This window comes from Paenibacillus sp. Y280, assembly GCF_056786335.1.
The window spans coordinates 170,197-182,921 of record NZ_JBXCIW010000009.1; the positions used below are offsets into that span (position 1 = coordinate 170,197).

Below are 12,725 nucleotides of genomic sequence, written 5' to 3' on the forward strand. Positions count from 1 at the left end.
GTATCCTGCACACCATACTTCGTAATCGTAGCTGTCAGCGTCACAATGGCATCGCTGGATGTCTTCAGCGGACGGGTTACTTTTCCGTCCGTGCCAACAATATTCGTGTTGTTGGACGACCATGAAATATTCGCCCCATTCGCACCTGTCGTCGGCAATGTCAAGTTCTCCGTTACACTGACGGCTTTATCGACGCCGTTATAAACGATACCCAACGCTGCTTTGTCTGCCGCGACGGACTCTGCATTGGTAAACGCCGTATCTTTTATGGCCGTCACGTCAAATGATTTCGTTTCCTGCACACCGTTCTTCGTAATCGTTGCAGTCAGTGTCACGATGGCATCGCTCGATGTCTTCGCCGGACGGGTTACATTTCCGTTTGTGGCAACGACATCCGTGTTGTTGGACGACCATGAAATAAGCGTTCCATTCGCACCCGATAACGGCAATGTCAAGTTCTCCGTAACGCTAACGGCTTTATCGACGCCGTTATAAACGATACCCAACGCTGCTTTGTCTGCCGCGACGGACTCCGCATTGGTAAACGCCGTATCTTTTATGACGGTCACGTCAAATGTTTTCGTGTCCTGCACACCGTTCTTCGTAATCGTTGCAGTCAGTGTCACGATGGTATCGCTGGCTGTCTTCAGGGGACGTTTAACAGTTCCATTCGTTTCAACGATAACCGTGTTGCTGGACGACCATGAAATATTCGCTCCATTTGCTCCCGTTGTCGGCAATGTCAAGTTCTGAGTAACGCTGACGGCTTTATCGCTGCCGCCATAACCGATACCGAGTTCTGCTTTGTCTGCCGCTACGGATTCCGCATTGCTGAACACAGTCTCTTTAATGACCGTTACGTCAAATTCTTTCGTATCCTGCACGCCGTTCTTCGTGATCGTAGCTGTTAGCGTCACGATGGCATCGCTCGATGTCTTCGCCGGACGTTTCACAGTTCCGTTCGTGGCAACGACAAGCTGACTGTTGGACGTCCATGTAATATTCGTCCCATTTGCACCCGTTGTCGGCAATGTTAAGTCTTGTGTTACACTTACGGCTTTATCGATTCCGTTATAAATGATACCCAGTGCCGCTTTATCCGCTGCCACCGATTCGGTATTGTTGAACGTCGTTTGCTTAAGTACATTCACATCGAATGTTTTCGTTTCCTGCACACCGTTCTTAGTAATCGTGGCTGTCAGCGTCACGATGGCATCAGTGGATGTCTTCAACGGACGTTTTACAGTTCCATTCGTTTCAACGATGTCCGTGTTGCTGGAAGACCATACAATATCCGACCCATTTGCACCAGTTGTGGGCAATGCTAATCCCTGTGTTACGCTAACAGCTTTATCGATTCCGCTATAAATGATTCCCAGTGCCGCTTTATCCGATGCCACCGATTCGGTATCGTTGAAAGTCGTTTGCTTGAGGATGTTCACCACAAACTCTTTGGTTTCCTGAACGCCATTTTTTGTAATGGTAGCTGTCAGAGTAACAATTGCATCGTTTGATGTCTTCACCGGGCGGGTTACTGTACCTATTCCTGCATTGACAGCCACATCGACAGCCGAATTGTCGGATGCCCACGTGATCGTAGTTCCATTGGCGCCTGACGATGGAAGCGTCAAGTTTTGCGACACGTTGGCTGCATGATCAGCACCGGCATACACGATGCCAAGCGCTGTTTTATCAACAGAAACGGACTCACTATCTGTAATTGCCAGTTTGATCAGTTTGACAACAAACTCTTTCGTCTTCGTGCTGCCATTTCGAGACAATGTAGCTGTCAGGGTGGCAGTCAAATCACCTGTCAAGTAAGCTGGCCGAGTAACGTTACCGTTAGTAGCGTCTACCGCTAGTAGATCAGAGCTCCAAGAAACTGTCGATCCTTCAACTCCCAATAGAGGAAGCGTTAGCTGACCTGTTACATGGCTGGCAGCATCTCCTGGCGTGAATTGAATTTCTAGCGCAGCTGTATCACGATTTAACGAGCCGGCTTCTAACCCATTGTCTAGTGCTGTCTGAATGGCCGTTATGTCCACAAAGCCAGTCCCTGGACGAGCTGCCAACACATTGCTTGCGGTAGCCAGCTTGTCCGCATTGCCCAATATGTTGTAAACAGTCAAATCTAGTCCGAGCAGGCCAGCTTCAAGCGCCGTTTTCATCGTTGCTGCACTAACCGCCACGTTCACATTAGCTGCTGGCGTACGTGCTGTCACTGCTGCATCAAATGCCGCTTGCACAGCCGCTTGGTCCGCATAACCTCCAACTGGAAGACCTGATTGCACGGCCGTTGCTACAGCTGCCTTATCCGCCGCTGTCCAAGTTGAGTAAATTCCAAGCGTCAATGAGAGCGAGCCAGCTTCAAGCGCTGTTTGCGTTGCTGCCGCATTTGCCGCAATATTCACATCGGCCACCGCTGTCCGTGCCGTTACCGCCGCATCGAACGCTGCTTGTATCGCCGCTTTATCTGCATAGCCACCTACTGGGAGACCCGCATAAACAGCCGCAGCTACCGCTGCCTTATCCGCCGTTGCCCAAGTAGAGTATATCCCCAGCGTCAGGGAGAGCGAACCGGCTTCCAGCGCCGTTTGCGTTGCCGTTGCATCTGCTGCAATATTCACGTCGGCCACAGCAGTCCGCGCCGTTACAGCCCCGTCAAATGCTGCTTGCACTGCCGCTTTGTCCGCATAACCTCCAACTGGAAGGCCTGCTAGTACGGACGAAGCTACCGCCGTCTTATCCGCCGCTGTCCAAGTCGGGTACAAAACACCTAGGTTCAGTGAAAGGGAACCGGCTTCCAACGCCGTTTGCGTCGCCCCCGCATTCACCGCAATATTCACATCCGCAACTGCTGTACGCGCCGTCACTGCAGCATCGAATGCCGCTTGTACCGCCGCTTTGTTCGTATAGCCTCCAACTGGAATACCCGCTTGCACGGCCGTCGCTACGGCTGTCTTATCCGCCGCTGACCAAGTTGGGTACACTACGCCGAGGTTCAGCGAAAGCGAACCGGCCTCCAGCGCCGTCTGCGCTTCTGACGCATTCGCTGCAATATTCACATCCGCAACTGCTGTACGTGCCGTTATTGCCGCATCAAACGCTGTTTGTACCGCCGCTTTATCCGCATAGCCGCCTACTGGCAGTCCCGCATGCACGTCTGTTGCTACTGCTGTCTTGTCCGCCGCTGTCCAAGTCGCATATATGCCCAGCGTCAGGGAGAGCGAACCGGCTTCCAGCGCCATTTGCGTTGCCGCTGCATCCGCTGCAATATTCACATCGGCCACTGCATTCCGCGCCGTTACAGCCGCGTCGAATGCCGCTTGTACTGCCGCTTTGTTCGTATAACCTCCAACTGGCAATCCCGCTAGTACGGACGCAGCTACCGCCGTTTTATCCGCCGTTGTCCAAGTTGGGTATACAGCTCCCAGCGTCAGGGAGAGTGCCCCCGCTTCCAATGCTGTTTGCGTAGCAGACGCATTCGCTGCAATATTCACATCCGCAACTGCTGTACGTGCCGTTACCGCAGCATCGAATGCCGCTTGTACCGCAGCTTTGTCCGCAAAACCGCCAACCGGAATTCCAGCTAGCACAGCCGTCGCTACAGCTGTCTTATCCGCCGCTGTCCAGGTCGGGTATACTGCGCCGAGGTTCAGCGAAAGCGAACCTGCCTCCAGCGCCGTTTGCGTTGCCGCCGCATTCGCAGCAATATTCACATTTGCTACAGGCGTACGTGCCGTTACCGCCGCATCTAACGCTGCTTGTACCGCCGCTTTATCCGCATAGCCGCCTACTGGCAGACCCGCATGCACGTCTGTTGCTACGGCTGTCTTGTCCGCCGCTGTCCAAGTCGAGTAAACGCCTAGCGTCAGTGCGAGCGAGCCGGCTTCAAGCGCCGTTTGCGTTGCCGCTGCATCCGCTGCAATATTCACATCGGCTACCGCTGTCCGCGCCGTTACCGCAGCGTCGAATGCCGCTTGTACTGCCGCTTTGTCCGCATAGCCGCCTACCGGAATACCAGCGTGCACGGCTGTCGCCACAGCCGTTTTATCCGCCGCAGACCAAGTTGGGTATACAGCTCCCAGCGTCAGGGTGAGTGCTCCTGCTTCCAATGCCGTTTGCGTTGCCGACGCATCCGCTGCAATATTTACATCCGCAACTCCTGTACGCGCCGTTACCGCCGCATCGAATGCCGCTTGTACCGCCGCTTTGTTCGCATAGCCTCCCACGGGAATACCCGCATTTACGGCCGATGCGACTGCTGTCTTATCCGCCGCTGTCCATGTCGGGTACACTGCACCGAGGTTCAGCGAGAGCGAACCAGATTCCAGCGCCGTTTGCGTTGCCGACGCATTGGCAGCAATATTCACATCCGCTACAGCCGTACGTGCCGTTACCGCTGCGTCGAATGCCGCTTGTATGGCTGCCAGGTTGGCATATCCAATTCCCGGGACACCAGCAAATACTTGCGCCGAAACCGCAGCTTGGTCTGCTGCAGACCAACTGCTATATACGCCAAGTGTAAGTCCGAGCGCCACATTTTCGAGAGCCGTTTCCATTGTAGTTGCATCGACCGCATTATTCACAGCAGCCATCGGTGCGTCAGCGGAGATCGCACTATCCAGCGCCAACTGAATTGCAGCTTTATCTACAAAGCCGTTAACAGGACGATGGCTCAACACATGGCTTGCGACAAGCACTTTATCTGCCGTATGGAGCAAATTATAAGATGTCAGATCCAAAGCCAATGAACCGGCTTCCAGCGCCGTTTGCGCTGCCGCCGCATTCGCTGCAATATTCACATCGGCCACTGCTGTCCGTGCCGTCACCGCCGCATCGAATGCCGCTTGTACCGCAGCTTTGTTCGCATAGCCTCCAATTGGAATGCCCGCTTGCACGGCCGTCGCTAAGGCTGTCTTATCCGCCGCTGTCCATGTCGGGTACACTGCGCCGAGGTTCAGCGAGAGCGAACCAGCCTCCAGCGCCGTTTGCGTTGCCGCTGCATTCGCAGCAATATTCACATTCGCTACAGGCGTTCGTGCCGTTACCGCCGCATCGAACGCTGCTTGTACCGCCGCTTTATCCGCATAACCACCTACTGGCAGACCCGCATAAACAGCCGCAGCTACCGCTGCCTTATCCGCCGTTGCCCAAGTCGAGTATATCCCCAGCGTCAGGGAGAGCGAGCCGGCTTCCAGCGCCGTTTGCGTTGCCGCTGCATCCGCTGCAATATTCACATCGGCTACTGCTGTCCGTACCGTTACCGCCGCGTCGAATGCCGCTTGTACTGCCGCTTTGTTCGCATAACCTCCAACTGGCAGTCCCGCTAGTACGGACGCAGCTACCGCAGTCTTATCCGCCGCTGTCCATGTCGGGTAAACTGCGCCCAGGTTAAGCGAGAGCGATCCCGCTTCCAGCGCCGTTTGCGCTGCCGCCGCATTCGCTGCAATATTCACATCGGCCACCGCTGTCCGTGTCGTTACCGCGGCATCAAATGCCGCTTGTACCGCCGCTTTGTCCGCATAGCCCCCTACCGGTATTCCCGCTTGCACAGCCGTCGCTACAGCTGTCTTATCCGCCGCTGTCCATGTCGGGTATACTGCGCCGAGGTTCAGCGAAAGCGAACCAGCCTCCAGCGCCGTTTGCGTTGCCGCCGCGTTCGCAGCAATATTCACATTCGCTACAGGCGTACGTGCCGTTACCGCAGCATCGAACGCTGCTTGTACCGCCGCTTTATCCGCATAGCCGCCTACTGGCAGACCCGCATGCACGGCCGCAGCTACCGCTGTCTTATCCGCTGCTGTCCAAGTCTGGTATACGCCAAGCGTCAGGGAGAGCGAGCCGGCTTCAAGCGCCGTTTGCGTTGCCGCTGCATCTGCTGCAATATTCACATCGGCTACCGCTGTCCGCGCCGTTACCGCAGCGTCGAATGCCGCTTGTACTGCCGCTTTGTCCGCATAGCCCCCTACCGGAATACCAGCGTGCACGGCTGCCGCTACAGCCGTTTTATCCGCCGCAGACCAAGTTGGGTATACAGCTCCCAGCGTCAGGGTGAGTGCTCCTGCTTCCAATGCCGTTTGCGTCGCCGACGCATCCGCTGCAATATTTACATCCGCAACTCCTGTACGCGCCGTTACCGCCGCATCGAATGCCGCTTGTACCGCCGCTTTGTCCGCATAGCCTCCCACGGGAATACCCGCATGAACGGCCGTCGCGACAGCTGTCTTATCCGCCGCTGTCCATGTCGGGTACACTGCACCGAGGTTCAGCGAGAGCGAACCAGCTTCCAGCGCCGTTTGCGTTGCCGACGCATTGGCAGCAATATTCACATCCGCTACAGCCGTACGTGCCGTTACTGCAGCATTGAATGCCGTTTGTATTGCGGCTTTATCCGCATAGATTACTCCCGCATGCACGGTTGCGGCCACTGCTGTCTTATCCGCCGCCGTCCAAGTCGGGTATGCTGCGCCCAAGTTCAGGGAGAGAACGCCGTCTTCCAGCGCCGTTTGCGTTGCTGACGCATTCGCTGCAATATTTACATACTCAACAGCTATCGCAATATCCAGCGCTGACTGCACCGCAGGCTTGTCCGCATAGCCGCCGACAGGGCGGTAGTTCAGCACCAAACCTGCAACGTCTGTTTGTTCAGAAGCCGATAAGGAATTATATGCCGCACTTAAGGTGAGCGCGAGCGTACCACCTTCCAAAGCCGTTTCCATGGCTGCAGCATTTGCTGCCGCATTGATGTCAGCCATCGGAGCAACCTGACCGACAGCTGAGTCAAAAGCAGCTTGAATCGCCGCAAGATCTGCATAGCCGTCACCTACAGGACGCGCTGCCAGCACCTCGGCCGCTACGGCTGCTTTATCTGCTGAAAGCCATCCTGGATATGTAGCCCCTAAATTCAAGCCGAGACTTCCTGCTTCCAAAGCAGCTTGAATCGCCGCAGCGCTAACAGCCACATTCACATTGGCAATTGGCGTCCGCACCGTTACCGCCGCGTCGAACGCTGTTTGTACTGAAGCCTTATCCGCATGGCCTCCTACTGGCAGGCCAGCATTCACGGCTGTCGCCACGGCCGTTTTATCCACCGCTGTCCAAGTTGGGTACGCTGCTCCCAAGTTTAACGAAAGCGAACCAGCTTCCAGCGCTGTCTTTGTTGCCGCTGCATTCGCTGCAATATTCACATCGGCCACAGGTGTCCGTGCTGTAACAGCCGCATCGAACACTGCTTGTATCGCCGCTTTGCTCGCATACCCTCCAACTGGAACACCTGCATGCACGGCCGCTGCTGCATTCGCCTTATCTGCTGCTGACCAAGTCGAGTAAACGCCTAGCGTCAAGGAAAGGGCGCCCGCTTCCAGCGCTGTTTGCGTTGCCGCCGCATTCACTGCAATATTCACATCGGCCACAGGCGTACGTGCCGTTACTGCTGCATCAAACGCGGTTTGTACCGCAGCCAAATCCACGTATCCGCTAACCGGACGAGCAGCAAGGACAGCAGCAGCAACAGCTGTTTGATCTGCTTGCAGCCAACTAGGATAAACTACGCCTTGCGCCAGAGCAAGCGCTCCGTTTTCAAGTGCTGTTTCTATTGCAGCGGCATCAGCCGCTTTGTTGACCGCTGACATTGGCGCATTTGTAACAATTGCCGAATCCAAACTCGTTTGAACGGCTGCTTTGTCCGCATACCCTCCACCACGGTTTGCAAGTACCAGAGCCGCAACCGCATTTTTATCTGCTGTACCGAGATCGTTGTAGGCTGTAAGCGTAAGCCCTAATGTTACAGATACTAAAGCGCTCTTCATACTGTTCGTATCCGCAGTTGCGTTGACTACATCGACGGCTTGTGCAACCTGCTCGGTAACAACTATGGCATTCAACGTGCTCTGGATGCTCGGCTGATCGGCGAAAGCACCGTTTGCAATTTTATAGTTCAATACCCCAAGAGCGGCTGCGATTCTATGACCAGCAACCAGTTTGTAATATTCCGTCAAATTTAAACCTAGATCAGCGGCTTCCAAAGCGGATTGCGTATCGTTTGCCGTTGCTGCATCATTCACCACTTGCACAGCTGCAGCGTACGCCTCAAACTGAGCCCTTTGACTAACAAAAGAGTTCAATTTGCTTTGAATCGCCGCTTTGCTCGCATACGCTCCGCTGCTTTGCTTAAAGTCATACATTTGCTGGGCAACTGCGTCTCGGCTGGCTTGGCTGCTCAAATTATTGAACGAGGTCAGCACTAAACCGAGGTACGGATCTTCCAATGCGGTCGTCATCGTTGCAGCGTCAGTTGCTGCGTTCACACTACCCACCGCTAGAGAAAGCGCCTCCTCGTCCAGTTGGACTTGCACGACGTTGTTGAATTCGCTCTGGATAGCCGCTTGATCAGCGAAACTGCCATGTGCGGTTCGATAATCCAGCAGCAGCTGAGCCGCTCCCAGTTTACCGTTTGGCGTGCTCAAATTATTGTATGTAGTCAGGATCAGACCGAGTGCCGTACCTTCCAGAGCTGTTCTCATGTCGCTCGCAGAAGCTGCCGAGTTAACGGCATTAATGGCATTAAGCAAAATTTCAACATTCTGGCGGGCTGATACTGCAGTGTTCAACTCTGTTTGAATGCTCGGCTGTGTAGCAAAGCTGCCATTTGCCGTGCGGTAATCGATCACATTTTGCGCGACAATATCTTTGCCCGTGCTGCTCAGAGAATTATACCCTGTAAGGTTCAGAGCCAGATCCACTCGAGTGAGTGCGGCCTGCATATCGGAGACGGCAGCAGCGGCGTTCACTTCCGCAATGGCAGCAGCTTCATCTGCACTCGCTACTTGGACAGGCAATACGGAAATGATCGATGCAGTTGCCATCGTAGCGGATAGTACGGCAGACATCCCTTTGACCAAAGGCTTTTGATTGTCTTTCTTTATCTTCGACATGTCATCGTTACCTCTCTTTTTCACATTTATGTATGGTTCGTTAAATCTCTGTCATCTTGTTTATTTCACTTGAAATACACGCCATTCATCCGTACCAAAGCGAATCAGACTCACGAGATATTCGTATTTTCGCTGTCCGTCCGTATCCTGATAGAATACAACCATATTCGAGCGGTAAACGGGCTCGACTCCATCGGTTACAAACATTTGCGATTTCAGGTCAAAGCCTCTGGTTAGGGCAGGCTCAGTCCTAAGCGTCGGCAAAAAGAACTCATCCATATAATGCTTGGCGACTTCAATCAAACACATCTGTTCCGTCAGCTCCAGTCGATCGGTCCCGAAGACGACCTCGTCCTCCTGCAAGCTTTCTGGATCAGGGAGCACATGCATTGCTTCAACAGATTTTGGAGTGGTTGAAAAAATGCGTTGACGCAGACGGGACCAAATTCCTTCCCGGTGTTCCATCTCTTGACCCCCGCTTCAAACCGCTCAGTTATTGTGCTTGTGCTTCAAAAACGAATGCAATGGCTTCGTTGAACGCCTTTTGAATATCGGTTCGGCTATTGAAACCGCCGGCTGGGGCAGCTTCGCGAACCAACTCTGCAGCAGCAAGCTTGCCGTCCGCATTCAATTTTCTATAATTGATAAGGATGAGGCCCAAATACGGTGCTTCAAGAGCACTTTGTATCTGCGCCGCACTGTCTGCTGAATTGACCGCAGCAACCGCATTGCGCAGCGCTACAGCATCTCTTTGAACCGCTACCGCCTTGTTCAAAGCATCTTGCAGCTCAGCTGTATCGGCATAGTCCCCAGCACTCAGCAATGCTTGTGCTACCGCCTCTTGATCTTGTGGGCTAAGCTCGTTGTAGCCCGTCAAGTTCAAAGCTAGTTCTACGGCGCTCAAGACTTGTTGCAGCGTGGCTGCTGACTCGGCAATTCGCACTGCCTCCAACGCTTGTACGAAAGGCTGTACGTAAACCGAATCCGTTACCGTCGTAGATTGATCGTATACGGAATCCGATACGCTGCCCCCTTGGAACATGTCGGCTTTTATGAAATCAGCCGGAAGTACGGCAACAACAGTTGACGCGGCCAAGGTCGCTGTCATGACCTGGGCTACTTTTTTACTTAAAGGCTTTTTTGAATCGGATTTTTTCTTTGTCATTGGAAATCTCCTCTTTTCTTCATGAAAGTTAGGAATGAATGGGTTGAATTTGGATTAGATCAACTGCTTATGCAAGAGTGATCCGTTTATTGGTTCAATGCCTGCCACCACCTCCAAAGTAATCCTCAAAGTGAGTTGTCTTCCCTATGCCGTCCCGGAAAGCGAAGGTACCGCTTCGTTTCTCATCTCCCGAATCAACATTTTGCAGACGGCGCGGTGATGCTTGCGTTCGAACTTCAAGTGGAGATGATACGCTTCCTCCTCAAACACCTCAACGGGGTCCCTTTTTTCCAAAGCCCTATAGTGGATTCCTTGTTTAATGAATCCAAGCTGGTCCAGATGATCCTGCCAAAACTCATCAAGCAGCCGCAAATATTCATGCCGCCATATGGAACGCAAATGCTGCAAGCCCCGATCCTCTATGAAATGCGCCCAATCCTGTCTCCAGGTTTGCTCCACTTGTCCAAGCATTCCTTTACCTGTCATGAAGTCTGTAACCGCAAGAGGGGACGATAGCCCAAACTCCTGCCTAAGCAGCTCCACCTTCCATTCCTCAGTGAGCCGGTCAGAAGGACAATACCTCTGCACACGATCCTTGATCCAAAAGGAAACGGATCGGCAAACGGCATCTTCCACTCGCTCCATTAAAAGCATCCCTTGCCTATGCGCATAAAACCATTCCCTCTGGTGATGAATGACGCAGTCGAACTTGTATACCAATGAACGAATATCGTACATTTGCTGCTCTGCCCGCCTTTGCACCATTTCCACAAAACGCAGCAGTTCCTTGGAGGAAACACCTTCATCCCCCCAACTCCACTTTTCTTGCCATGCCTCCACCTCTTCACCAGCGAAGCGATGGAATAAATCATCCTCCAGCGAGATAAAAAACTGTGATGCTCCCGGGTCTCCTTGCCGTCCCGATCGTCCTTTCAACTGAAGGTCAATTCTCCGGCTTTCATGCCTCTCGAGCCCGATGACATGCAGTCCTCCCAATTCGGCAACACCTTTGCCAAGACAAATATCGGCTCCACGTCCAGCCATATTGGTAGCTATTGTGATGCCTCCCTGCGTTCCGGCGCTACGGATGATTTCCGCTTCTTCAGACTGAGTCTTCGCATTCAGCACCTGACATTTCAAGCCCGCTTGTGACAAGCGGTCCGCCAATTCCTGCGACTGCGAAACGGTAGTCGTGCCCACCAATATCGGAATGCCCTGCTGATGCAAAGCAGCAATCTCCGAAACCAATCTCTTGTACTTGGCTTCTAAGCTGACAAAGACGAGATCGGGAGCATCCCGCCTGACAACCGGTTTATGCGGAGGAATCGACAATACATCCAATCCATAAATATGCCTCAGCTCTTCACAATCCGTCTGAATCGTCCCTGACATCCCGATCACTTGGGAATACAAGCTAAAAAACTTTTGTACCGTAATCGAAGCATTAGATCGAGTCTCCTCGCTGATCGGAAGCCCTTCCTTGACTTCGATCGCCTGGTGAAGACCATCGCTGAATTCCCGACCCTCCATCATTCGTCCCGTAAATGAATCGATAATTTTCACTTTACCGCCTTCAACCAAATAATCCCGATCAACCCTCATTAATACCAGAGCGCGCAAGCTTTGCAGCAAATAATGGAACACTGTCGTATATTCCAAATCAAACAAATTATCGATCATGAACACCGTTTCGATCTTCCGAATCCCGGTTTCGGTAAACATCACTTGATTCGATTCAACGTCCAGCTCATAATCTTTTTGCTCCCTTAAGCCTTTGACAAACTTGGAGCAAATGTAATAAAGATCGGGTGCTGCTTTCGTCTTGCCCGCAATGATCATCGGAGTTTTGGCTTCGTCAATGAGTACACTATCAATTTCATCAATAACCGCATACGCGAGCGGACGCTGTACTTGCTTGGCCGGATCAAACGCCAGATTATCCCTCAAAAAGTCGAAGCCAAATTCCGACCAAGCGCCGTAAGTAACATCGCATTCGTAGACCGCCTGCTTCTCTTCCATATGAAGTCCTGCATGATTCAAACCAACCGACATCCCCAGCATCTGAAAAACGTCACGCGCCTGCGTATAATCTCGTTCGGCCAAATAAGGATTGACCGTAATCATATGAACGCCCTTGTTCTGAAGCGCGAACCAAAAAACAGGGATCAAAGATGCAAGCGTCTTCCCTTCACCGGTCAACATCTCAGCAACTTTGCCCTTCATCATCCCGTAGCCGCCGAGCAGCTGCTCGTCATGCATAACCAAGCCCAACCGCCGCTTAACCGCTTCTTTTACCAATGCAACAGCTATGTAAGGAACATACGCAGGAGGTGTACTCCTCTTAAGTTCCTCTTTTAGCTTTTCAGTCATCAACATGAGCTCCGAATCAGAGATGCGACTAATCAGGTTGTACTTTTGGTCGATCAGGTGGAGGGCATTTCTCATGCTCACTAGTTCATGGGATACTAGGCCTTTCGCCCACTTTTTCCAAGCCGCAAGCAAATTAACAACTCCCATCCCCAAAAATGTAGTCCTCCAATACCATATTTCTAAAATATCTTTAATTTAGATTAACTAAAAAACGTCTCACTTAGTTATATCGGACTATTTCGACAATATATTAA

Annotated in this window: 4 protein-coding genes; all 4 read right to left on the reverse strand. The window is 52.7% G+C overall.

Going from position 1 to position 12,725, the window contains the following annotated elements; all coding sequences use genetic code 11:
* Nucleotides 1-8,936 (reverse strand): immunoglobulin-like domain-containing protein (locus AC1TPC_RS14335; RefSeq protein WP_482067503.1); only part of this gene is annotated, 8,936 nt, incomplete at its 3' end.
* 60 nt (nt 8,937-8,996) lie between these two features.
* On the reverse strand, nt 8,997-9,401 hold the full coding sequence (locus tag AC1TPC_RS14340; RefSeq protein ID WP_482067504.1) for a hypothetical protein: 405 nt from the start codon (nt 9,399-9,401) through the stop codon (nt 8,997-8,999).
* 28 nt (nt 9,402-9,429) lie between these two features.
* The gene (locus tag AC1TPC_RS14345; protein WP_482067505.1) at nt 9,430-10,101 is read right to left on the reverse strand and encodes a hypothetical protein; all 672 of its coding nucleotides are present in this window, start codon (nt 10,099-10,101) and stop codon (nt 9,430-9,432) included.
* Between the two features lie 144 nt (nt 10,102-10,245).
* A complete protein-coding gene (locus AC1TPC_RS14350) occupies nt 10,246-12,618 on the reverse strand; it encodes a preprotein translocase subunit SecA (protein ID WP_482067533.1) in 2,373 nt (790 codons plus the stop codon).
* Nucleotides 12,619-12,725 lie beyond the last annotated feature (107 nt).